This window comes from Variovorax rhizosphaerae (assembly GCF_037889975.1).
GTDB lineage: Bacteria > Pseudomonadota > Gammaproteobacteria > Burkholderiales > Burkholderiaceae_C > Variovorax > Variovorax rhizosphaerae.
Genome location: NZ_JBBKZT010000008.1, coordinates 273,478 through 297,548, shown reverse-complemented (window position 1 = coordinate 297,548; position 24,071 = coordinate 273,478). Strand labels below are relative to the sequence as shown.

Sequence of the window (24,071 nt, the reverse complement as noted above, 5' to 3'; positions counted from 1 at the left end):
TCATTCGTGCGGTTCGACGTGAAGGGCCCGCGCATGATGCGCCAGGTGGTCGGCCATGAAGCTCTGGATGAAGTAGTAGCCGTGGTCGTAGCCTTCGTGCCGGCGCAGCATGAGCGGCTGGCCGATGGCGGCGCAGGCGGCTTCCAGCAACTGCGGATGCAACTGCTCCGGCAGGAATTTGTCGGCCAGGCCCTGGTCGACCAGGATGCCGCCGGGGTAGGGCGCGACGGGCTGGTGCTGCATCAGCACTGTCGCGTCATGCTCGATCCATCGCGTGGTGTCGGCGCCGAGGTAGCGGGTGAACGCCTTCTCGCCCCACAAGCATTGCGTGGGTGCGCAGATGGGCGCGAAGGCCGACAGCGACTTGAACAGCCCCGGATGGCGCAAGGCCAGCGTGAGCGCGCCATGCCCGCCCATCGAATGGCCGAAGATGCCGAGCCGCTGCATGTCGAGCGGCAGGCGTTCACCGAGCAGCGGCAGCAGCTCATCGACAAGGTAGCTTTCCATGCGCCAGTGCTTCGCCCACGGGGCTTCGGTGGCATCGAGATAGAAGCCGGCTCCCACGCCGAAATCCCAACTGTCGGCCTCGCCGGGCACATTGGCGCCGCGCGGGCTGGTGTCGGGTGCGATCAGCGCGATGCCGAGGTCGGCCGCCATGCGCTGCGCGCCGGCCTTGACCATGAAGGTTTCCTCGGTGCAGGTCAGGCCCGCGAGGTACATCAGCGCCGGCACCTTGCCGATCGCGGCCTGCGGCGGCAGGTAGATCGAGAAGCGCATCGGCAGGCCGATCTCGCGCGACTCGTGTTCCAGGAAGCGCTGCACGCCGCCGAAGCAGCGGTGTTCGGAGAGGAGCTTGAACGAGGAGGTCATGAAGTGTGAAGGGCAACGAGTTCGAGGACGGCATCGGCGAACACGCGCGGCACTTCCTGCGGCATGTTGTGGCCGACGCCCGGCACGATGCGGTGCGAGCGCGGGCCGGTGAAACGGGCGGCATGCACGGAGGCTGGGGCCGGGTCGCGCACGCCGTCGTCGGCGCCGTCGAAGGTGATGCAAGGGACGGTGATGGCGGGTTGCGCGGAGAGCCGGCGTTCGATGTCGGCATAGGCCGGATCGCCCGGCACCAGGCCGAAGCGATGGCGGTACGACTGGACCACCACGTCGACGAAATCCGGGTTGTCGAAGGCCGCCGCGCTGCGCTCGAAGGTGGCGTCGTCGAAGCGCCACGTCGGCGACCAGAGCTTCCACAGCAGCTTCGTGATGCCGCGCCGGTCCTTCGCCAGGCCGGCCCGGCCGCGTTCGCAGTGAAAGTAGTACTGGTACCAGAGGCGGTGCTCGTTCTCCGCGGTGTCGGGCTCCATGCCGCGGGCGATGTTCTGGATGTTGTAGCTGTTGTACGAGACCAGCCCGGCACAGCGCTCTGGCCACAGCGCCGCGACCACGCAGGCCGCGCGGCCGCCCCAGTCATAGCCGGCGAGCACGGCGCGCGGGACTTTCAATGCATTCATCAATGCCAGCAGGTCGGCGCCGAGCGCGGCCTGTTCTCCGGAGCGCGGTGTCGCAGCGTGAAGAAAGCGGGTGGCCCCGTAGCCGCGCAGGTACGGCACGATCACGCGGCAGCCCGCCGCGGCCAGCATCGGGGCGACCTCGACGTAGGCATGGATGTCGTACGGAAAGCCGTGCATCAGGAACACCGGCTTGCCGTCGGCCGGGCCGGCTTCGAAATAGGCGACTCGCAGTACGCCGGCTTCGATGTGCTTCAACGGTTCCAAGGTTTCCATCGAGCGATCCTGATTCAGAGGGCACATCATTCCAGAAACACTGCGGATCCGGCTTTGCCGTGCCGCCGGTGTTGCTCCCGGTGGGTGGGCGGTCCACACGAATCGAGGCCAACCCGCGCAGGGACAACATGCTTTCCGGGTCGCTGCGGGTGCTCCTGCTCGAAAGCGAGAGGTCGCAGCACGCCAGTGCTGCGGCGACCTGGGGGCGAGCTTCAGTAGATCACCACGCCCCGGATCGACTCGCCGCGCTTCATCAGGTCGAAGCCCTTGTTGATGTCCTCCAGCGGCATCGTGTGCGTGATGAGGTCGTCGATGTTGATCTTGTTCTCCATGTACCAGTCGACGATCTTGGGCACGTCGGTGCGGCCGCGTGCGCCGCCGAAGGCCGAGCCTTCCCACTTGCGGCCGGTGACGAGCTGGAACGGCCGCGTGCTGATCTCCGCGCCGGCCTCGGCCACGCCGATGATGATGCTGCGGCCCCAGCCCTTGTGCGTGCATTCCAGCGCCTGGCGCATCACCTGCGTGTTGCCGATGCATTCGAAGCTGTAGTCGGCGCCGCCGTCGGTCAGTTGCACGATCGCATCGACCACGTTCGGCACGTCCTTGGGATTGATGAAGTGCGTCATGCCGAACTTGCGCGCCATCGCTTCGCGCTCGGGGTTCAGGTCGATGCCGATGATCTTGTCGGCACCGACCATCTTGGCGCCCTGGATCACGTTGAGCCCGATGCCGCCCAGGCCGAACACCACCACGTTGGCGCCGGCCTCGACCTTGGCCGTGAAGATCACCGCGCCGATGCCGGTGGTCACGCCGCAGCCGATGTAGCAGACCTTGTCGAAGGGCGCGTCCTCGCGGATCTTGGCCATCGAGATCTCCGGCGCGACCGTGTAGTTGCTGAAGGTGGAGGTGCCCATGTAGTGGAAGATCGGCTTGCCGTCGAGGCTGAAGCGGCTGGTGGCGTCGGGCATCAGGCCCTTGCCCTGGGTGCCGCGGATCAGCTGGCAGAGATTGGTCTTGCGGCTCAGGCAGAACTTGCACTGGCGGCATTCCGGCGTGTAGAGCGGAATGACGTGGTCGCCCTTCTTGAGCGTGGTCACGCCGGGGCCGACGTCGACCACGATCCCCGCGCCTTCATGGCCCAGGATGGCCGGGAAGATGCCTTCCGGATCCGCGCCGGAGAGGGTGTAGTAGTCGGTGTGGCAGATGCCGGTGGCCTTGATCTCGACCAGTACCTCACCGAACTTCGGCCCCTCCAGGTCGACGGTTTCGATGGTCAGCGGGGCGGCGGATTTCCAGGCGACGGCGGCTTTGGTTTTCATGGGGGATCGGTATCGGTGGGCGGTGGATGACAGCGCTCACTATAGAGGGGAGTTCCCGGCGCCAAGACGGCATGCCAATGAAAAACCGATGGGGTGCCGGCCATGGCTTGTGGCGGCGATGGTGTCGGGTATTGATTTCACATTTGTGAATAAACTGTGTCTAAAGCGTCGTTGCATGAGCCCTCGCTGCCGGTCCAGGGCGGTACGCCGGCGGCCACCAGACCAACGGGCGGCGCAGCCCTGCTGGCGGCAGTTGGCAGGCCGCCTGGTGAAGGAAAAGCGCAACCGAGTCCTTTGCATTGAAGCGGGTAAACCCCAAAAAAGATCGTTGATCGATCAGGTGATTGCGCTGATCGATCACGCGATGCGGCCTGCTTCTGTACGCCACGATGCGGGCCTCCTAAAGTGGCGGCTCCTTCCCACCGGAGACAAACAGATCATGATCAGCGGCAAGACCACCCTCATCGCTCACCTCGGCTACCCGACCGAGTCATTCAAGGCGCCCATGATCTACAACCCATGGTTCGACAAGAAGGGTATCGATGCGGTCGTGATGCCGATGGGCGTCAAGCCGGAGGACTACCCGTCGGTGCTCAAGGCGCTGGCTGCGCTGACCAACCTGCGCGGTGCGCTGGTGACGATGCCGCACAAGGTCACGACGATGAGCCTGGTGGACGAGGTCACGCCAACGGCCCGCATCGCAGGTGCCTGCAACGCGATCCTGAAGCGGCCCGACGGCACGCTGCTGGGCGACCAGTTCGACGGCGCCGGCTTTGTACGCGGCGTCGAGCGCAAGGGCCGTGCGCTCAAGGGTGCGCGCGTGCTGGTGTCCGGCGCGGGCGGGGTCGGGTCGGCCATCGCGGCATCGCTGGCTGGCGCCGGCGTGGCCGAACTGGCGTTGTTCGACATGAATACCGCCTCGGTGGAAGCGCTGGCCGACCGCCTGCGCGAGCACTATCCGCAACTGGTGGTGAAGACGGGTTCGAAGGACCCGGCCGGCTTCGATGTGGTGGTCAACGCCACGCCGCTGGGCATGAAGGAAGGCGATCCGCTGCCTTTCGACATCGACCGCATCGCGCCGACGACCTTCGTGGGCGAGGTGGTGATGAAGTCGGAATACACGCCGCTGCTGAAAGCTGCCAAGGACAAGGGCTGCGCGATCCAGGTCGGCACGGACATGCTGTTCGAGATGATCCCGGCGTATCTGGAATTCTTCGGCTACGGGACGAGTACGCCGGACGAACTGCGTGCTTCAGCGCAAATTCAATACTGAGTCCCGACGCCCACCCGAGAATGCCAAGACCATGAAAAAAATACTCGTCCTCAACGGCCCCAACCTCAACCTGCTCGGCACCCGCGAGCCTGCGCAATACGGCTACGAAACGCTGGCGGATGTCGAGCGCATGTGCGCGGAGGCTGGAGACAAGCTCGGCGTGGCGATCGAATGCCGCCAGTCGAACCATGAAGGCCAGTTGATCGACTGGATCCACGAGGCCGGCCGCGAGATCGCCGCGGGCAACATGATCGGCGTGGTGATGAATCCGGGCGCCTACACGCACACGTCGATTGCATTGCATGACGCGATCAAGGGCGCGAGCGTCACGCTGATCGAGTTGCACATCTCCAACGTGCATGCGCGCGAGGAGTTCCGCCACCACTCGTACATCTCGCCGGCAGCGCGCGGCATCATCGTGGGACTGGGCGTGAAGGGCTATCCGCTGGCGATCGAGGCGCTGGTGCGGCTGGCTGGGTAGCGCCTGGTTCGCAAGGAAGGGCCAGCAGGCGTGTGATTCGAGCGGCGGCCCTGCAGGCATTGCGAATTTCGTCCTGTTGATGACGGAGCATTGCAGGGGTGGGGTTCTGATTCGGGGGTGCCATGCCGCCAACGAGCCACAGGGTCGCAAGGATGGACATGCCGCTCCCGCGAGGACTGTGCCGACGCCAAGGATGAGCAGTGCTTTCGGCCTCATGCCAGCACCAGCCCCGACGGTCGAAGCGCCGCGTTGGTCGCCCTCGGTCTCAAGAGCCCCCAGGGCCGTGCCGGCCCGCCCCCCGCGGGGGATTGAGTCGAGATGGCAAAGCCACATCGACTCAAGAGCATTCCAACCCCGTGGCCGGGGCAGGCGTTCGCAGAGAAACGGACTCAACGAGTTTTGTTTCTCAAGAGGCGTGCCCTCTTTGGCGCAATGACACCCAACAACTGCATGAACTCTCCCTGATGAGTCGAACGTGATCGGCACGGACTGGCGACTGTCGATCTCGGTGCGGACTAATCCCTGCTATCTCGTTGACGTGCTCGAAAGGTGCAGGCACAAGTGCGTCTCGCTGTGAAATTGTCCGGCGATGAACATGGCGTCCGGCTCGACGCCGAAGGCACGGAACCCGAACGATTCGAACAGCCGGAGAGCGATGGCGTTCCCGCTGTTGACCGTCGCATTGAGTTGTCGTACGCCGGGCACGTCCGCGGCAAATGCCAGGAGGTGCGCCAGCAGCGCCCGTGCAACGCCCATGCTGCGGTAGTCGGGCAGCACATACATGCCCCAGATCAATCCCTTGTGCGACCGATGGGTGACGCGTTCGCGGTCGAACGCCACCGCGCCGATCAACGACTGCGCCCGGAAGGCGCCGAAGAACGCCAGGTCGACTCCGTGTTGCAACAGCGTGGCCACGACCGAGGTCGGCCAGTCTTTTTCCTCCTCATGGCTGGACCCGAAGGCCGTCGGCGCTTCGAGCAATCCGGCAAGGCGCAAGGCCTGGACCGCGGGTGCATCGGAAACCAGAAGGCGGCGAATATTCATGTGAAGGATTTCGGACGACGGTCGTGCCTGGACGCGGGTCGTGCGAGGAGCGTGAAGACGCTGGCGACCAGCACGATGGCGCACCCCGCTTCGAAAAGAATGAAGGCGTTGATCCGCGGGCTGACGGAGCACATCGGCGCGTAGAGACAGTGCCCGAGCGACAGCAGGCTCATGGCTGAAAACGCGAGCAACGGCGCACCGCCCAGGCACGGCCGGCCACGCGCGAAGAAGCCATAGCCCGCAGCAGCGAAGGGCGTCATGAGAAACCAGAATGCGTCGACCAGCAGTGGGGTGGCCCAGGCGGGCTCCGGATACTCGGGAAAGGACAGCACGTTGTCGACGTAGTGCAGGACGGTCGACAACACGTTGGTTGCCACCAGCCAACCGAGGAACCGAAGCCGACGAGAGTCCTGCAAAGGGCCCTTCACGGCTTCACGTCCGCGGCACGATCCTGCATCCCGGCGTTCATCTTGCTCCCTGGGCCTCGCCAGCGTGAACTGAAGGATTTCAGGACGGTGACAGTGTGGCGAGGTGGGAAAGCATAGTCGCTGGCATTCGGGCGTTGCAATGGGAACTGAGAAAAATGGCCAGCGGCTTGTCGTTCAACCGGCTATTTCACAGCCTCCACCTTCACCCGTGCATTCGGCACCTCCCCGAACATCTCCGGCGCATACATTGCCTCCACCCGACTCGGTGGCAGCGCAAACTCGCCGACGTTGTTCAGCCGCACCGTGTATTCCATCTTCACCACGCCCTTCGGCAGGTACTCGTAGTAGCTGCGGAAGAACTCGAAGGAGCGCTCCTCGAACGCGGCCCAGCCGGTGCCGGTCTTCTTCTCGCCCTGTGTCGCGATCTGCGAATCGCGCCCCAGCCCACCGCCGAGGATCGTGGCGCCACCGGGAATCGGGTCGGTGATGACGACCCAGGTCATGTCGGCGCTGGCATTCACCTCCAGCGACACGCGCAGCACGTCGCCGCGCGTGTACTTGCCGGCGGAGGCCTGCTCGACCGGCGTGATGCTCTTCTTGATCGCATAGCCGGCCGCGAATGGCGCCTTCAACTGCACCGCGGCCACCGACTGCATCGTGAGCCACGGCTTGCCGGTGCCGGTCTGCGTGACCTGCAAGTTCTCGCGCGCGGCCGGCGGGTTGGACCATGGCATGAACATGCTGTTGTTGCGCAGGTTGCCCGGTGAGGCCGGCGCACCGAAGGCCGTGGTCTGGTTCGGCGCGCCGCCCGCGTCGCTGGTCTTGATGCGCTCGACCTTCCCCCAGTCGACCTGCGCCCTCATCGCGCCGAGCGTCGCGGCGGTGAGGCCAGCGACCGGCGTGGCCTCGAACTTCTTCGAGAACTTCTCCAGCGCCAGCCCGCCCCACAGGTTGGCCGTGGTGGTGAGCCATGCGCCTTTCTGCTGCCGGCCGATGAAGCCATTGGCCAGCCGGCCCATGTCCTCCTTCCATTCGGGGTCGTCCATCACGGCCAGGATCAGGCGCGCGGTGTTGACGTCGCCGTTGGTCATCAGCCACCACCAGTAGTCGTCCTGCTCGGTGCTGAAGATCAGCTTGGTGCCCTGGTAGCTCAGGCGCGCCTTGAGGATGTTGCTGGCCTCGGCCATGCGCTCGTCGCGCTTGGGAACATCCTTCACGCGTTGCAGGATCTGCAGCCAGTCGATCACGGCGCCGGTGGGCCACTGGTTGGGCGCGATCGTGATGCTGCCGAGCATGCGGCCCTGTGCCTTGCCGTAGCGCGACAGGGCTTCGAGCGCGGCGAGCTTGCGCACGTCGAGGTCCTTGCGCGGGCTCCAGAACTCGCGCTGGAGGCGGCCTTCGACGAAGGCGATCAGCGCGCTCTCCATCGGTGCGCGAACGTTGTCGGCGATGGCAAAGCCGGGGTCGATCGCCGAGGCTTCGTGCGTGGCCGCCAGCAGGTAGGCCGTGAGGGTGTCGCTGCCACGGTTGGACTCACCGTCGCGCGGCGGGAAGTAGCTTGCGAGGCCATCGCCGTCGAGGTAGGTGGGCAGTTGCGCAATCACGGCCTGCCACATCTTCGCGTCGCGCAGGCCAACGGCCTTGCTGGTCTTCTGCTCGAGGCAGATAAAGGGATAGTTGGCGAACCAGTCGCGCACGCCCGTCATGCCTTCCGCAAGGCTCGGCTGCAGCGACAGGCGCAGGCCGCCGCGACCGGGCAGGGCGTCTGCGGGCGGGGCCACGTCGAGCGTGAAGGTGCCATCGACCTGGACCAGCGTGGCCTGCTGCACCGTGAGCGGAACGGCGGGCACGATGCGCTGGCGCACCTTGAGCGCGTCGGCCGCGCCGCCGAGCGAGTCCTTCGCAGAGATCTCCCACAGGATGGCCTCGGCGCGCGTCTGCGCCAACTGCGCGGGCGCCGTCACGTTCCACGCCACCTCGCGCGATTCCCCGGCGGGAATATCGACCGTCTGCGGCTCCATCGTGAGCAGCGTGGCGCGCGGCGTGGCGACCACCTTCATCGCCTTCTGCGTCGTGTTGCGCAGCGTGATCTGCGCGCGGAACTGGTCGTCCTCGCGCACCAGCGGTGGCAGTCCGCTAATGATCTGCAAGTCCTGCGTGGCCTGGATGCTGGCCTGGCCGGTGCCGAACATGCCGGTGCCCGCATCGGCCACGGCCACGATCTTGAAGGTGGTCAGCGCATCGTTGAGCGGGACTGTGACCTTGGCCTGGCCGTTGGCATCGAGGACGATCTTCGGGTTCCACAGCAGCAGCGTGTCGAGCAACTCGCGCGTCTGGCCCTTGCCGCCGCCACCGCCCGCAGGCACCGCCTTGCGCCCATAGTGCCGGCGCCCGACGATCTCCATCTGCGCGGTCGACGTGCCCACGCCCCAGCTGCGCCGCTGCAGCATCGCCTCGAGCAGGTTCCAGCTGGTGTTGGGCATCAGCTCCAGCAAGGCCTGGTCGACGGCGGCCAGGGCCACTTCGGCGCCGGCCGCGGGCTTGCCGTCGGGAAGCTTGCCGGTGATGGTCACCTCGGCCTTGCTGCGCACCGGGTAGCTCGGCTTGTCGCTGGCCACACTCACTGCGATCTGGTGTGCCTGCGTGCCGACGCGAATCTCCGCCAGGCCCATGCGGAAGGCGGGCTTGCTCAGGTCGACCAGTGCGGTCGGCGCGACGTATTCACGGCCTTCGTACCAGAAGGCGGTCCACCACTCGCGCGGCGACTTGAAGCCCCAGGTGAAGAAGCTGTACCACGGCACCTCGCGCAGCCGCCCGCGCAGTGCGAGCACGCTGACGTAGGCGTTCGGGCCCCATTCCGGCTTGACATCGAGGGTGACGGTCGGGTCCTGGCCGTTGAGCTGCACGACGTGCGTCTCGATGACCCCCTCGCGCTCCACCGCGACCAGCGCCGTCGCGAAGCGGAAGGGCATGCGCACCTGGAAGCGGGCCACTTCGCCAGGCTGGTAGTTCTTCTTTTCCGGGAGCACGTCGATGCGGTCGTTGTCCTCGCCGCCGAACCAGATCTCGCCTTGCTTCGTCACGTAGACCGAGCTGGCGGCCAGGCTCGTGCGGCCTTCCTTGTCGTTGGCGTTGACGACCAGTTCGACCTGGCCGGGCTCGGCGAGCGACGCATCGCACAGCAGCAGGCCGCGGCTGTCGCTCTTGCCCTTGCAGACGCTGCCCAACTCCTTGGTCTCGGTCTTGTTGTCGTAGGTGTAGAAGCCGCCGACCATGCGCTTGCGGCTGCTGGTGGTGATGACGGCGGTGGCCTTGACGTCGATGGGCACGTCGGCCAGCGGCTTGCCCGCGAGATCGAGCGCGAGCGCCTGTAACTTGAGCTTCTTGTCTGTGGAGATCCAGTTCTCGGCCTTGATGCCGGCGATGACGGCGGCGGGCCAGAGGGTCTGCGTGCTGCGGAGGGTCTGCACCTCGCCGTTCGGGTCGGCATAGCTGGCTTCGAGCAGCAGTTCGCGCGGCGCCTTGGAGGCGGGCAGCTTGTCGACGGTGACCTTGCCGGCGCCGTTGCGGTCCAGCGTCACGGGCAGCTTGTCGGCCACGATGCGGTTGTTGTCGCTGGCGGCGGCTTCCTCGTCGGCGTTGCTGGCGCTGTCCTGCTTGCGCGGGGGCGTGAAGCTGAACATGTCGTAGTCGGCGAAGCTGATCGACTTGCTGCGCGTGAGGGCCGACACGCGCACCGGCAGGTTGGCCGCACCGCCGCCGGCCACGTAGTTGATCTGCACGTCCGCGGGCACGGATGTCACCGCGACGAGCGGGTTCTTGTCGGCGGGCGTGACACGGCCTTCCAGCACCGGCAGGCGGAACTCCTCGACGCGGAAGCTGCCCGAGTTGTAGCTTTGGCGACGGCCGTCCTCGTTGTCGCCCTCGGCCTGTTCCTTGCCGTTGCGCATCATCACCTCGTACACGCCCAGCTTGGCGGCGGGCGGGATGGCGAAGGTGTTCTCCGCGCTCTGGCCGCCGGTCGCGGTCTTGCGCCACTTGAGGTCCTGCGTGAACTGCTGGCCGCTGCCGGTGTGCGTCACCACCAGCGTGTCGGGCACGCTCTCAGGCAGGCCGAAGCCGGTGCGGGTCTGCGTGCGGATGAGGTGCTTCATCGACACCGTTTCACCGGCGCGCAGCAACGTGCGGTCGAAGATGGTGTGGGCGACGCGGTCGGGCTCCGGGTCGAGGCTGGTCGGCACGTTGAAGCGCCAGGGCTCGATGCCGCGCTGCCAGTCGCTCCAGGTGAAGGCGAGGTCTTCGGCGCCCGTGTCGTCCTTGGCGCGCGCGCTGACGAAGTAGGCGCCACTGCTGTAGTCGACGTCTTCCTCGCCGCCATCGCCAGGGCACTTGGGTGCTTCGGGCGAAACGCCGCTGAGCGTGATCAGCCCGTTGGCATCGGTGGTGCCGCTCACCACCTCCTTGCCGTCGCAGCCCCACACGCGCACCTTCGCGCCGGCCACGACCTTGCCCTTGTCGAGCGTGGTCACCCAGGCCACGGCGTTCTCGCGCCCGAGCTTGAAGTGCACGGCCAGGTTGGTGGCCAGCGCGCTGGTGCGCACATACATCGTGCGGTCGGCGCCGTAGCGTTCGTCGAGCAGCGAGCCGCCGAGCTTCTGCGATGCGATCTCCAGCACGTGGAAGCCCGGCGTCAGCGGAATGCCCACCACTTCAAAGGGACGCGGGCCGCCGCCTTCTGCCTTGGGCATGTCCAGCGTCTTCACGCCGGACTGGCCGTTGAGCAGGGACAGCATGCGCGTCTGCACGCTGTCCTTGTCGTCCTTGTCGATGATCCTCGGCAGCGGTCCCTTCACGTCGCGGGCGGCCACCTTGCGGGTGACGGTGTAGCTGTTGTCGTAGCGGCGCACCTTGCGGAACCACGCGATGATTTCGCTGTCGGTCTGCGGGTTGAGGTCGCTCACCTTGCCGGGGGTCAGCGCCTGCAGTTGCAGGGCAGGTTCCACGTTGCGCACGGTCACCGGCATCACGGCCACGCCGCCCGGCTCGGCAAAGCGCTCGACCACGCCGAAGGGCGCCGCCGCGAACTTGGCCAGCGGCGGCATCGCGCCGGTGGCGACCTTCATCGGAAAGGCGCCGGGGGACGCCACAGGGCGGTCCGACGCGTCCTTGAATCCGGCAGGCAGTTCGATGCTGAACTGCGTCTGCTCGGGGAAGGGCGCCGGGAAGCTCACCGAGTCGACCAGCGTCTCCGCATTGGCCTGGCCCTGGTCATCGAACTTGGGCGAGACGGTCTTGCCACCGCCCTTCAGCGCGATCTGCGCGGCAAGGGCGCGTGACACCGGCGAATTGAAAGTCAGCGTCATCGGCCGCAGCGGCAGGCAAGCCGCCTGGGCGTTCTCGCGTTCGCAGGTAAAGGACACGGCGAAAGGCTCGCGCACCTGGAAGTTGAATCGGCGCTCCACCTTGTTGGCCACGCCCGATGGCGTGGCCACGCCGGCGCCGTAGACCAGCTGCACCTTGGCCGATGGCGGCAGCGTGCGGTTGCAGCGCACCGTCGCAAAGCGCAGCGGATCCTTGGCCGCGCGCTCGGTGGCGTTCATCGATTGCAGCAGGGCGGCGCGGTCGGCGTCGGCCAGTGCCACTACGGGGATGCGCTCGCCGATGCCCTCGGCCTGGCACCACATGTTGGCCAGCAGGCTTTGCGACGTGGCGGCGCCGTTGAGTTCAAGCAGGAAGAATTGCTGCTCGTCGATGCTGCCGCCGCCGGGCCGCACGCTGCGGACGAAGGGCCCGCCGGTGTTGAACTGCCAGCTTGCGGCGCCCGTCAGCTCAGTGCCGGACGCCGACTTGAACCCGGCGACCCGCGTCACCGTGCAGCGCACGCCCGGCCCCAGGTCGTTCTCGAAGTCGTACACCCACTGCTTCTCGTTGACCCACCGGCCTGTGCCCTTGGACGCCGCTGCATCGCTGCAGTTCACCGCCAGCGGCGCGGGCGCCTTCGGATCGCCGAAGTTGACGGCCGCCTGGTCGAAGCGGGCGGAGATCTGCCGCACGCGCGCGACCTCGCCCTGCGGCGTGAGCCCGGTGACCTGCAGTGCCTGGGCGCCCAACGCGACGGCGGCGAGCACGGTGGCGGCCACGACCTTCTTGCGAATGTTCAAACGGTCTCTCCTTGACGACCAAAGGACTGCACGCCCGGTTCACACATGGATGCCCCCGAGGGTGAGTGCCAAAGGCGCGGTGCCATGATTCCAACGCGCGGGCGTACCGACGCCGCCATCACGCCATTCTGGTTGCGATTGCCCCGGTTTTTCCTGTTCCCCCTGCAAGGGGAAACGCTCTTGTACGCGGCGGTGCTTGCGCTGGCGAGCCCTGATTGTCTTCGTCGTCCTGCTGCCCTTCGTCGCCATTCTGGTGGAGATCGGCATCCTGCTGGCGGCGAGCCGCGATGCCTTCATGGTGATCCACTTCAACTCGCAAGGCTTCCTGCATGCGCGCGACTTTGGGGGTGACGGCCGGTGCGCGAATGATGCCGAACAAGCTGTCGAGTTGCCACGAGGCGCCGGCCCGCGACAATACGCGTCCGAGCGGCCCGCTGTCGCGGCCGCACCCCCCATTCAAGCCAGTCATTCCCATGGACAAAGAAGTCGACCCCGCGGTACTCGCGGTCATCAATGAAAAACGCCTGACGGGCGAGAAGCGCACGCCCGTGGACATCATCTCCAGGATGGGCGTGTTCGATGCGCGCGAGAAGGCCTCCGACCAGGCTTGGCTCGCATCGGGCGACAACGTCATCATCACCATCTGGGCCGAATTCGTGAGCGTCGGCACGGGTGGACGCTGGTTCTACCTGGAGTCGCTGGACACGCACCATCGGCTCGGCGGCGGCGGTGAACGCACCGCCTTGCAATCGCAACGCGCCAAGGACCGGATGCAACTGCTCAAGCGCTCACTGGACCTGGGCCTCAGCGTGCGGGCCGTGCTGCAGACCAACCGCGTTGCCATCGCCGGCCTGGAGACCGACAAGGCCGCCAAGGTGTCGGTGCGCGTGCAGGATGAGCAGGAATGGCATGTCGCTGCGTGGGATGCCGACGAGAAGGTCGCTGTGCTGGTGCGCGGTCCGCAAGGTTGGCTGCCGACCGAGGACGAGGTGAAAGTTGCGCGGGCACGGGGCAGTGTCCCGGCGGCACCGCTGCAGGCAGTCGCCGCCGGCGACATCACGCCGGAGTCGGTGCACGCGGCTGCGATCGACTACCTGACCAAGCATTTCGCCGGCTACGGCTACAAGCCCGAGAACGTGTCGAGCCAGAAGCTGGGCTACGACATCGAGGTGACCGACAAGAAGGGCAAGACCCTGCTCAAGCTCGCGGTGAAGGGCACCGCCCCGGGGGTGAAGACCTTCAAGCTCACGGACGAGGAACGTGCTGGCGCCGACAAGGGCGATCTCTGGCGGCTGGTGGTAGTGACGGATGCGATCGGGCCGGCGGCTCAGCACAAGATCTACAAGCCGGATGAGGTGGAGAAGGTGCCTGGGCTGGAGTCGTAGTTGTAGTTGTGGCTTGGCGTCCTTCTGGTGCTTTCGAAATGCCCGAATCGGTTTCTTCCCAACTGGCGTCCGAGGCACTTGCGGCGAAGAACTTGGCAAGACGAAATCAAACGCGCCGCAACATGGTGTTCTTGGGTGGCGTCGCGGTCGGTCTTGTGGGTGCCGCGGCTGCGTATGTCTTCCTGCCGGAGACACTGTCGCCCAATTGGAGAGATGTCTTCATTGGCGGAATTGCAGTTGGGGTCGCCATAGCCGGAATCGTTTGCTTCCAGTTTCTTGGAATGCGTTCGTCGCCGACCGCTGCTTGTCCACGGTGTCGGTATTCGTGGGAAATCAAGGAGGGGCGTTCGGTCCCAACATCGGAACAGATGCCAAGCTGGGACAAGTGCCCGGGATAATCACTGCCAATGCGCACTGAGTTGTTGAAAAGAATGAGTGAAAGTCCCGGTACTCCCCGAGACTCCTGACTCACCGCCCCGCCCCGGCATCGATCCACCGCGCGGGCCACGCGCCGGACTTCACCATCTGCTGGATCAGCTCCGTCGCCAGCGCGATCACCGCCGCGGCAGCTGGCGTTGAAGGGCGCGCGAAATTGGTCGCACACACCACGCGCCGCGCCATCCCTTCGTCGGTCACGATGGCAGCACGCAGCTTCCCCGCAGCCACTTCCTCGGCCACCGATGCCATCGAAAGAATGGTGCTGCCGATGCCTGCCTCGACCGCCTTCTTCACGCTGGTCAGCGAGTCGACCTCGGCGATCACGTCGAGTTCGATCGATGCCGCCGAGCAGGCCTGGTCGATGATGCGGCGCAGCCCGTGCTCTCGACCAGGCAACACCAGGGGATAGGCCGCCACCTTGGCCAGAGCGATGCGCGCGGCGATGCGCGGTCCGTTGGCATGGGTGACCAGCGCCAGCCGTTCTTCCAGCAGCGCGCGCTTGGCCAGCGCAGGCTCGGAGGCGTCACCGAAGAGGATCGCCAGATCGAGCCGGCCGGCGCGCAGCCATTCGCTCAGGAAGCCGCTGTAGGCCTCGACCACCTTCAGCCGCACGTGGGGCAGCCGTTCTCGGCAGGCCTTCAGCAACGGCACCGTAACCAGCAGCGCGATGGTCGTGGGCAGGCCGATGGCGACATCGCCGCGCGGCACGGCATTGGCATCGCGCACCGAGAGCCGCGCACGCTCCACGTCCGCCAGCACCACCCGCGCATGCTCCAGGAAGGCCCGCCCGGCCTCGGTCAGCGCCATGCCGCGGCTGGATCGCTCGAACAGCTTGCCGCCCACCTCGTGTTCCAACGCCGCGATCTGCTGGCCGAGCGCAGGCTGCGCCACATGCAGCCGGCTGGCCGCCTGCAACAGGCTGCCGGCCTCGCAGACCCCGACGAAGTAGCGCAGCTGGCGCAGTTCCATGGCTAGGTGTTTGTCATATAGCTCGTAGGCCGACAATGTATTTCACAAATAGCATGGCGCCAACCAGAATCGACCTCGACGAGAACAAGCAAGGAGACCCCGGATGACCCTCGACATCGAACACCTGCGCAACTGGATCGGCCGCACCGAATCGCGCAACGACATTGCCGCCGCCACGCCAGTGCAAGGCCTTTCGGCCACGCTGGACCGCGACGACGCCACTCCGCAGCCCGGCGATCCGGTCCCGCCGTGCTGGCACTGGCTGTACTTCCTGCCGATGGCGCGGCAATCGGAGATCGGTGCCGACGGCCATCCGCAACGCGGCGGCTTCCTTCCGCCGGTACCGCTGCCGCGCCGCATGTGGGCCGGCAGCCGCATCGACTTCCTGCGCCCGCTGGCCATCGGCAGCAGCATCCGCCGCGACTCGCGCATCGCCGATGTCAGTGGCAAGGAAGGGCGCAGTGGCTCGCTGGTGTTCGTGCGTGTGCACCACGAGATCTCCGACGAACACGGCGTGGCAATCCACGAAGAGCACGACATCGTCTACCGCGACAACCCCAAGCCAGGCGACCCGGTGCCGCCCGTGCAACTCGCGCCCACCGAACACGATTGGGTGCGCCCCATCCAGGCCGACGACGTCTTCCTTTTCCGCTACTCGGCCCTGACCTTCAACGGCCACCGCATCCACTACGACCGCCGCTATGTCACCGAGGTCGAGGGCTATCCCGGCCTCATCGTGCACGGCCCGCTGATCGCGACGCTGCTGCTGGACCTGTTGCGGCGCAACCTGCCGGATAGCACGGTCACGCGCTTCGCATTCCGTGCGATGAAGCCCACCTTCGACACCACGCCCTTCGAGGTCTGCGGCCGCCGCAGCGAAGACGGCCGCACCGTCCAGCTCTGGGCGAAACACACCGACGGCGCACTGGCGATGGAAGCCACCGCCACCCTCGCCTGAACATCCACTTCACCACACACAAAGAGACGACACCCATGTACAACGAATCCGACCAGCACCAGGAAATCCGCGATGCCGTGCGCCACCTGTGCTCGCAATTCCCCGACGAGTACTTCCGCAAGGTCGACGAGCAACGCGCCTACCCCGAGAAGTTCGTCGATGCCCTCATGGAAGCCGGCTGGCTCGCCGCGATGATCCCGGAGGAATACGGCGGCACCGGTCTCGGCCTGACCGCTGCGACCGTGATCATGGAAGAGATCAACCGCAGCGGCGGCAACTCCGGCGCGGTGCATGGCCAGATGTACAACATGGGCACGCTGCTGCGCAATGGCAGCAAGGCGCAGAAGGACAAGTACCTGCCGCCCATCGCCGCCGGCAAGCTGCGCATCCAGTCCATGGCCGTGACCGAGCCGACCACCGGCACCGACACCACCAAGATCAAGACCACCGCCGTGAAGAAGGACGGCCGCTACGTCGTCAACGGCCAGAAGGTCTGGATCTCGCGTGTGCAGCACTCCGACCTGATGATCCTGCTGGCGCGCACCACGCCGCTGGCGGACGTCAAGAAGAAGTCCGAAGGCATGTCGATCTTCATCGTCGACCTGAAGCACGCCATCGGCAATGGCATGACAGTGCGGCCCATTCCCAACCTGGTCAACCACGAGACCAACGAACTCTTCTTCGACAACCTCGAGATCCCCGAGGAGAACCTCATCGGCGAGGAAGGCAAGGGCTTCAAGTACATCCTCGACGGCCTCAACGCCGAGCGCACGCTGATCGCGGCCGAGTGCATCGGCGACGGCTACTGGTTCATCGACCGGGCCACGAAGTATGCGAACGAACGCATCGTGTTCGACCGGCCCATCGGCAAGAACCAGGGCGTGCAGTTCCCGATCGCGGACGCCTTCATCGAGATCGAGGCGGCCAACCTCATGCGCTTCAAGGCGGCCGAATTGTTCGACGCCAACCAGCCGTGCGGCGCGCAGGCCAACATGGCGAAGTACCTCGCGGCGAAGGCGTCGTGGGAAGCGGCCAACGTGTGCATGCAGACGCACGGCGGCTTCGGCTTTGCGAACGAATACGACATCGAGCGCAAGTTCCGCGAGACGCGGCTGTACCAGGTCGCGCCGATCTCGACCAACCTCATCTTCTCGTACGTGGCCGAGCATCTGCTGGGTCTCCCGCGCTCCTTCTAAGGCAACGACACCATGCGCCACGCCCACTTCATTCGCTGCCCCCTGTGGAGTCGATCATGAGACCCCTCGATGGCATCACCGTCGTCACCCTGGAGCACGCCATCGCGGCGCCGTTCTGCACACGGCAACTGGCCGACCTCGGCGCGCGCGTCATCAAGGTCGAGCGGCCCGGCAGCGGTGACTTCGCCCGCGCCTATGACGAACGCGTGCGCGGCATGGCCTCGCACTTCGTCTGGACCAACCGCTCGAAGGAAAGCCTCACGCTCGACGTCAAGCAGCCGCAGGCGCAGGACGTATTGGCGAAGCTGATCGAAGGCGCCGACGTGCTCGTGCAGAACCTCGCGCCGGGCGCTGCGGCGCGCCTCGGCCTGTCCTACGAAGCCTTGTGCGAGAAGCATCCGCGACTCATCGTCTGCGATATCTCGGGCTACGGCGACGACCCGCAGAACAAGGGCCCGTACCGCGACAAGAAGGCCTACGACTTGCTGATCCAGAGCGAGTCGGGCTTCCTCTCGATCACCGGTTCCCCCGATGAACCGGCGAAGGCCGGCTGTTCCATCGCCGACATCGCGGCGGGCATGTACGCCTACACCAACATCCTGTCGGCCCTCATCCAGCGCGGGCGCACCGGCAAGGGTTGCCGCATCGATGTGTCGATGCTGGAGAGCATGGTCGAGTGGATGGGCTATCCGCTGTACTACGCCTTCGACGGCGCCACGCCGCCGCCCCGCGCTGGCGCCGCGCACGCGACCATCTATCCGTACGGACCTTTCCCCGCCGGGGATGGCAAGACCGTGATGCTCGGGCTGCAGAACGAGCGCGAATGGGAAGCCTTCTGCCGCGTCGTGTTGCAGCGACCGGAACTCGCAACGGATGAACGCTTCGCATCGAACTCGAAGCGCACGGCCGCCAGGCAGGAAGTGCGGGCGCTCATCGTCGAGACCTTTGCCGCACTCAGCGCCGAACAGGTGATCGCACGTCTCGACGACGCACAGATTGCCAACGCGAGCATGAACGACATGCGAGACGTGTGGTCGCATGCCCAGTTGCAAGCACGCGGCCGCTGGACCCAGGTCGAGACGCCGACAGGCCCCGTTCCCGCGCTGCTGCCACCCGGCCAGAACGGAAACTTCGCGCCCCGCATGGACGCCGTGCCCGCACTCGGACAGCACACGGCATCGATCCTCGCGGAACTGGGCTACAGCCCGGATGCAATGGACGCGATGCGCAGCGCCAAAGCCATCTGAACAAATCACTGGAGACATCCATGAATCACACCTTTGCAAAGCGCCGTCGTATCGCCGCTGGCTGCGCGCTCGCCCTCGTGTCCGCGCTCTCGACGCCAGTCGCGCTGGCGCAGGCCTATCCCGACAAGCCCGTCACCCTCGTCGTACCCTTCTCGGCCGGTGGCCCGACCGACCTCGTTGCGCGAATCCTCGGCGCCGCCATGACCCGCACGCTCCATCAGCCTGTGCTCATCGAGAACAAGACCGGCGCCGGCGGCACCATCGCCGCCACCTACACCGCCAGGGCCAAGCCCGACGGCTACACCTTCCTGATCCACCACAACGGCATGGCGACCGCGCCCGCGCTGTACCGCAAGCTCTCATACAACCCGCTCACCGACTTCGAGTACGTGAGCCAGGTCATCGACGTGCCGATGACGCTCCTAGGCCGCAAGGACCTGCCCGCCAAGGACTTCAACGAACTGCGCGCCTACCTCAAGGCCAATGGCGACAAGGTCACGCTGGCGCATGCGGGGCTGGGCGCCGTGTCGCACCTCTGCGGGATGCTGTTCCGCCAGGCGACCGGTGCCAACCTCACCACCGTTCCCTACCAGGGCACCGGCCCGGCGATGAATGCGCTGCTGGCCGGCCAGGTCGACCTGCTGTGCGACCAGACGACGTCGACCACGCAGTACATCAAGGCCGGTTCGGTGAAGCTGTACGGCGTGACCACGCCGGCACGGATCAAGTCGATGCCCGATGCGCCGACACTGTCGGAGCAGGGCCTCAAGGGCGCCGAGATCGTCGTCTGGCACGGCATCTACGCACCCAAGGGCACGCCCAAGGAGGCCATCGACAAGTTCGGCGGTGCGCTGCGTACGGCCCTGGCCGATCCGGCTGTGGTCAAGCGCATGGACGAGTTGGGTGCGGTCATCGTGCCGGAGGCGAAGCAGACGCCGGCTGGCCTGCAGACATGGCTGACGCAGGAAACGGCGCGCTACGCCCCGGTCATCAAGGCCGCAGGCCAGTTCGCGGATTGACGCAAGCCATGCCACGAACGCACCTCGAAGCCGGCGCGATGCCGGTCCACGGCGCCGGCGCATCGAAGTCGGACGCCCAGACCCAGCGCTGCGCCCAGGCGCGCAGCCTGCTGTTCGTACCGGGCAACCGGCCGGAGCGCTTCCAGAAGGCCGCGCGCAGCGGCGCCGACGTCGTCATCCTGGACCTGGAAGACAGCGTGCCTGCCGCGGACAAGGGCTCGGCACGCACGGCCATCGCGCGCGAATGGGCCGCCCTCCAGGCCTGCGACGTGCCGCTGGTGGTGCGGATCAACGCATCCGACACTGCAGCCGGTGAAGACGACCTGGCCTGGCTGAAGGGCTTGAATCCGCGACCCGCCGCCGTCATGGTGCCCAAGGCCGAGTCGCGCGAGGCTCTCGCCGCCGTGCACGAGCGCCTGGATGGGATCGTCACCCTGCCGATCATCGAGAGCGCTGCGGGATATGCCGCGCTCCCTTCCTTGGCCGCAGCACCCGGCGTACTGCGCCTGGCGGTCGGGCACATCGATTTCATGGCCGACGTTGGCATCCAGTGCGACGAGCAGGAAAGCGAACTGGCGCCACTGCGCTTCGCCGTCGCGATCGCAACGCGCCTGAACCGGCTCGCACCCGCCGTCGATGGCGTGACGGTGCAGATCGATGACGAAGCGCGACTGCGCATCGATGCCCAGCGCGCGCTGCGCTTCGGCTATGGCGCCAAGCTGTGCATCCATCCGCGCCAGGTGGCCATGGTTCATCAGGCGCTGGCGCCGACCGAGCCCGAACTGGAATGGGCACGCCGCGTGATTGCCGCCGATGCCGCGGCGGAGGGCGCAGCGGTGCAACTGGATGGCCGCATGGTGGACCTGCCCGTCGTATTGCAGGCACGCCGCACGATGGCGCGAGCCGCGGACTCCAGCACCGTGCGGACCTGAGCCGCGGGGAACCCCGGCCGCTCTTGTGGAGGGCGGTGGCCGGTTCAGCCAGAGCCCTTGCCGAGTGCGCAGTCCGAGCCCGATACGATCGAGGCATGACAACCATCCAGTCCCGGCGCAAGCTGATCGTGATCGTCCTGCTGTGCCTGGCCGTGGGAGGCGCGCTGCTGCGGCAGTTCGCGGCCCAGGGTTCGATGCTGCGCGACATCGGCACCTTGTTGATGCTGCTGTGGCTGCCGATCGTCGGCAACATCATCGGGTGGCTCATCGGGCGGCTGCGGCGTCCACCTGCGCCCGAGCCGGAGACCTTCGGTGGGCCGGAGACTTTCAATCCGCATGTGTGGGTGGAACTCACCTTGCGCGCGACATCGGTGCCGAGCGAGGACGTGCCTGCCGCCATCGGCGAGCACCGTTGCGCGCTGGTCGTCGGCAACGATGGCTTCACCGCACGCTGGTTCGTGCGCCCCGGCGAACTCGTGCGGCGCGGCCAGCCGCATGCCGTGCAAATCGAGTTCCTGGCGCCAGCCCTCGCATTGCCGAAGTTCCAGCGCGACGCGGCCTTCCGCATGCTGGTCGGCGGCGCGTTCATCGCCGACGGAAGGGTGCGCGGGTTGCCTGGCTCGCCGGAGCCCTCGGCGCAAAACTGAGCTGAGCCGCGAATCGCGCCTATTGCATCTGCTTCAGGTTCCCGATGCGCACGAGCATCTCGGTGAACATCTGCATGTCGGCATCCAGGTCGGCCACTTCCTTGAATTCCTTCGCGTTGTGCGCCGTGTATTTCTTGCCCGGCATGGCCGGTCCGAAGTTGATGGCGTTGGGCATCAACTTGGCCGTGGTGCTGCCGGCCGTGGGCACGGGCTTGGCTTCGAGGCCGGTGGTGTCGCCGAAGATGTTGAGCAGCGTCGACAGCCACGCCCCCTTGGGATCGCGCGCCATCCACTCGCCCTGGTTGTAGTCGATGGTGATCTTCGCGGCATGGGACGCGGCCCAGGCGTCGACCTTGGCGGTGACGGCCTTCTGGAGTTCCTCGGGCGTGCGGCCGCGCGGCATGCGCACGTTGGTCGTGACTTCGAGCTTGCCGTCGCTCTCGCGGATGAGGTTGGGCGAGAAGGTCAGCGGGCCCATGAAGTCGTCCTTGTAGCCAAGACCCATCTTCTCGCCGAGGTAGCCGGTGCCGTAGAGGTCGACCAGGTACTTCGTCGCCTTCGCGTAGTGGTTGTCGGCGAGCGGCACGCCGGACCCCTGCAGGAACAACGCCAGGCGCGGCAGCGGGTTCACGCCCTCTTCGGGACGCGAGCCGTGGGCCGAAACGCCCGTCACCTTGACGTCCACGCCCTCGGCGCCCTGCGCCACATCGATCGCGAACTTGCCGCCCTGGCTTTCGTACTTCTGCATGAAAGCGGCCTTGGCAGCGTTCAGTTTCGCGGCGACGGTCGCCGGGTCGCCGCCCTTCAGTTTCGCGGTCGCGTTCTGCGGGACCGTGTTGGCGGCCGCGGCGCCCGCCATCGCGACGATCGCCGTTGTCGTGCCATCGGCGGGCTCGGCCGGGAAGAACACCTTCAGCGCACCCGTGCCCTTCTCCGCCACAACGGCTGGATACTTGCTGTCGAGCACGATGTTGTAGTCGGGCAGGGCGGTCTTGGCGCGGTAGTACTTCATCGCATCGCCGCCGGTTTCCTCGGTGGTCTCGATCATGAGTCGAATCGTGCGATCCAGCGGCAGGCCGCTTTCCTTCACCGTCTTCATCGCGAACAGCACGGCCGCGATCGAGCCCTTGTCGTCGATGGTGCCGCGGCCATAGAGGTAGTCGCCCACGCGCGTGAGCTTGAAGGGGTCGAGCTTCGTACCGTCGTCCAGCACCCATTCGTCGGCCACGACCGGCACCACGTCGGCGTGCGTGAGGATGCCGAATTCGCTGCCGGTCGTTGCAGTGTTGGCGGGCAGCTTGACCTCGAAGATGCGGTTGTCGACGTTGCGGAACTGCAGGCCGAAGTCCTTGGCCATGCCTTCGACCAGCGTGCCGAACGTGATGATGGCCTTGTTCTCGTGCGGCGGGATCTTGTCGTCGCGCACCGTCGGAATCGCCACCATGCGCGCCGTGGCGGCGATCACCGCGTCATGGTTGCGAAGGCGGTTGTAGAGGCCGAGCAGGCGGCTGATGTTGATGAGGTCGTCACCGGCGAGCGGGGCCTTCTTGCGATATGCATCGACGGCCGGCTGGAGCGCCGGGTCGGACTTGGCTGCCGCGTCGAGGAAGGTGTTGAAGTCGGTAGCAGGCGTGGCCTGCTGCGCGGCGACGAGCTTGTCGAGCCCGGGCTTCTTGATCGTGTCGGCCACGGTTGCCGAGGCCGCGAGGGCCAGCGCCAGCGCGATGCCGAGTGGGAGGAAGGAGGATTTCTTCATGGAGGGCTCCGCTGAACGTTCTTGTCTTGACGACGCGACCCGGGCAAGGTGCGTCGGACGCAAGCTTGTTTTAACCCAGAAAAAGCAGTTGGATGCGCCCGAGTGCGCCGTGATCGGCGTGCCAGGCAAGGCGGTAGAACGCGGCGGGCTCATGCCCGCAAGGCCGAGCAACGCCGCATGGCGCGTCGAGCGCGGTGCAATCGGGTGCATAGCGCTATCACCCCGGCGGTGAACGTGATCGAAGGCAGAAGTTTCAGGCTCCATGCTGCTTTTCCAAAGGTTGAGCGCGGTCAACTGCTTTTTCTAGGTTTAACTCAACTCCGTGCGCCATGACGCTGACGAAGCGGCTGCCGGTGTGCGCCAGGTGAGCGACAAAGGGCGGTTCCCAGGTGGGCAGCGGCGTGGAGAGGTACACGCGGTCGCGCTGCCGCGACGGCTGCACGACCAACTCACGCGCGAACCCGCGTCGGTTGCGCACGTCGTGGCAAGAGCCTTGCCTTCCGGGTGATGACCTGACCGGAGCCCGAACCGGTAAAGCTGTTGCCATCTTCGGAGAGCGTTCTTGTGACCTTGGCCTCTTGCGTGCCCGCCAGCGTCCCGTCGGGGTCGAAGCGCATGAGGATCAGGCCAGCTTTCTCCTGGGCGCCGGCGAATTCGAGGACGCCCGGATCCGCTTGAGCCGCTCGATGGCCATTGCGCCCGATCCTTGGCTGACCCACCTGGGATTCGGATTGCTGGAATTGGCAGAGCAACGCACGGCACAGGGCATCGCCGCACTGCGCCGCGCCGCGACGCTGCCCGATGCGACGCGGCCGCGCGCCGTGCCTGGCGTGGAGCTTGCGCGGCTGGGGCAGCAACACGAGGCCCGCAGCATCCATGGCCAATGGCTGAGCGATTCGAAGATCCGTTATGTCCTGCCGACTTCCTTCGCATCGCTCCACGCCGCGTTGGGGGAGCCGCGACAGCGCTGGCATCGCTGGAACTGGGACTTGCCCTTCGCGACGTCCGCATGGTCTACCTGAAGGACGACGATCACCGGG

19 protein-coding genes are annotated in these 24,071 nt (G+C 66.3%); 10 read left to right on the top strand and 9 right to left on the bottom strand.

The features are described 5' to 3' along the window. The 3 genes from fghA to WKW82_RS18840 all read right to left on the bottom strand — a co-directional run bounded on the left by fghA (position 1) and on the right by WKW82_RS18840 (position 3,097). On the bottom strand, positions 1-870 hold the full coding sequence (gene fghA, locus WKW82_RS18850; RefSeq protein ID WP_340343846.1) for an S-formylglutathione hydrolase: 870 nt from the start codon (positions 868-870) through the stop codon (positions 1-3). Beyond that, positions 867-1,778 (bottom strand): alpha/beta fold hydrolase, encoded by a 912-nt coding sequence (locus WKW82_RS18845; protein WP_340343845.1) that lies wholly within the window; start codon positions 1,776-1,778, stop codon positions 867-869. The genes fghA and WKW82_RS18845 overlap by 4 nt, the downstream gene beginning before the upstream one ends. A 212-nt stretch (positions 1,779-1,990) precedes the next feature. Continuing rightward, complete coding sequence (locus tag WKW82_RS18840; RefSeq protein WP_340343844.1) at positions 1,991-3,097, bottom strand: S-(hydroxymethyl)glutathione dehydrogenase/class III alcohol dehydrogenase; 1,107 nt, start codon at positions 3,095-3,097, stop codon at positions 1,991-1,993. 439 nt (positions 3,098-3,536) lie between these two features. On the opposite strand from WKW82_RS18840, the gene WKW82_RS18835 reads away from it, so the two are divergent. Next, complete coding sequence (locus WKW82_RS18835; RefSeq protein ID WP_340343843.1) at positions 3,537-4,370, top strand: shikimate dehydrogenase family protein; 834 nt, start codon at positions 3,537-3,539, stop codon at positions 4,368-4,370. A 31-nt stretch (positions 4,371-4,401) separates the two neighbouring features. Continuing rightward, positions 4,402-4,851: a type II 3-dehydroquinate dehydratase gene (aroQ, locus tag WKW82_RS18830; RefSeq protein WP_340343842.1), complete on the top strand. Its 450-nt coding sequence runs from the start codon at positions 4,402-4,404 to the stop codon at positions 4,849-4,851. Positions 4,852-5,376: 525 nt separating this feature from the next. Here the strand turns inward: aroQ and WKW82_RS18825 are convergent. From WKW82_RS18825 to WKW82_RS18810, 4 genes are all read right to left on the bottom strand, one after another. Continuing rightward, complete coding sequence (locus WKW82_RS18825) at positions 5,377-5,895, bottom strand: GNAT family N-acetyltransferase (protein WP_340343841.1); 519 nt, start codon at positions 5,893-5,895, stop codon at positions 5,377-5,379. After that, positions 5,892-6,323: a hypothetical protein gene (locus WKW82_RS18820; RefSeq protein WP_340343840.1), complete on the bottom strand. Its 432-nt coding sequence runs from the start codon at positions 6,321-6,323 to the stop codon at positions 5,892-5,894. Before WKW82_RS18820 ends, WKW82_RS18825 begins: the two co-directional genes overlap by 4 nt. 182 nt (positions 6,324-6,505) lie before the next feature. Continuing rightward, on the bottom strand, positions 6,506-12,484 hold the full coding sequence (locus tag WKW82_RS18815) for an alpha-2-macroglobulin family protein (RefSeq protein ID WP_422823515.1): 5,979 nt from the start codon (positions 12,482-12,484) through the stop codon (positions 6,506-6,508). Between the two features lie 118 nt (positions 12,485-12,602). Further along, positions 12,603-12,863: a hypothetical protein gene (locus WKW82_RS18810; protein ID WP_340343839.1), complete on the bottom strand. Its 261-nt coding sequence runs from the start codon at positions 12,861-12,863 to the stop codon at positions 12,603-12,605. A gap of 94 nt (positions 12,864-12,957) precedes the next feature. Here WKW82_RS18810 and WKW82_RS18805 point away from each other — a divergent pair, with 94 nt between their 5' ends. Beyond that, entirely contained in the window at positions 12,958-13,869 is a 912-nt protein-coding gene (locus WKW82_RS18805) for a protein NO VEIN domain-containing protein (protein ID WP_340343838.1), read from the top strand. 468 nt (positions 13,870-14,337) lie between these two features. On the opposite strand, the gene WKW82_RS18800 is transcribed toward WKW82_RS18805, so the two are convergent. Next, positions 14,338-15,276 (bottom strand): LysR substrate-binding domain-containing protein, encoded by a 939-nt coding sequence (locus WKW82_RS18800; protein ID WP_340343837.1) that lies wholly within the window; start codon positions 15,274-15,276, stop codon positions 14,338-14,340. Positions 15,277-15,379: 103 nt separating this feature from the next. Here WKW82_RS18800 and WKW82_RS18795 point away from each other — a divergent pair, with 103 nt between their 5' ends. From WKW82_RS18795 to WKW82_RS18770, 6 genes are all read left to right on the top strand, one after another. Beyond that, complete coding sequence (locus WKW82_RS18795; protein WP_340343836.1) at positions 15,380-16,234, top strand: HTD2 family dehydratase; 855 nt, start codon at positions 15,380-15,382, stop codon at positions 16,232-16,234. A gap of 35 nt (positions 16,235-16,269) precedes the next feature. Further along, positions 16,270-17,430 carry an acyl-CoA dehydrogenase family protein gene (locus tag WKW82_RS18790; RefSeq protein ID WP_340343835.1) on the top strand — a complete coding sequence of 387 codons (1,161 nt, stop codon included), beginning with the start codon at positions 16,270-16,272 and terminating at the stop codon, positions 17,428-17,430. A 56-nt stretch (positions 17,431-17,486) separates the two neighbouring features. Further along, positions 17,487-18,677: a CaiB/BaiF CoA transferase family protein gene (locus tag WKW82_RS18785; RefSeq protein WP_340343834.1), complete on the top strand. Its 1,191-nt coding sequence runs from the start codon at positions 17,487-17,489 to the stop codon at positions 18,675-18,677. A gap of 20 nt (positions 18,678-18,697) precedes the next feature. Next, entirely contained in the window at positions 18,698-19,696 is a 999-nt protein-coding gene (locus WKW82_RS18780; RefSeq protein ID WP_340343833.1) for a tripartite tricarboxylate transporter substrate-binding protein, read from the top strand. An 8-nt stretch (positions 19,697-19,704) separates the two neighbouring features. Then, entirely contained in the window at positions 19,705-20,628 is a 924-nt protein-coding gene (locus WKW82_RS18775; protein WP_340343832.1) for an HpcH/HpaI aldolase/citrate lyase family protein, read from the top strand. A 95-nt stretch (positions 20,629-20,723) separates the two neighbouring features. Continuing rightward, the gene (locus WKW82_RS18770) at positions 20,724-21,275 is read left to right on the top strand and encodes a hypothetical protein (protein ID WP_340343831.1); all 552 of its coding nucleotides are present in this window, start codon (positions 20,724-20,726) and stop codon (positions 21,273-21,275) included. Between the two features lie 19 nt (positions 21,276-21,294). Here the strand turns inward: WKW82_RS18770 and WKW82_RS18765 are convergent, their stop codons facing one another. Next, positions 21,295-23,031: a dipeptidase gene (locus WKW82_RS18765; protein WP_340343830.1), complete on the bottom strand. Its 1,737-nt coding sequence runs from the start codon at positions 23,029-23,031 to the stop codon at positions 21,295-21,297. A gap of 470 nt (positions 23,032-23,501) precedes the next feature. Here WKW82_RS18765 and WKW82_RS18760 point away from each other — a divergent pair, with 470 nt between their 5' ends. Beyond that, positions 23,502-24,053, top strand: coding sequence for a tetratricopeptide repeat protein (locus WKW82_RS18760; RefSeq protein WP_340343829.1), 552 nt, complete (start codon positions 23,502-23,504; stop codon positions 24,051-24,053). Positions 24,054-24,071 lie beyond the last annotated feature (18 nt).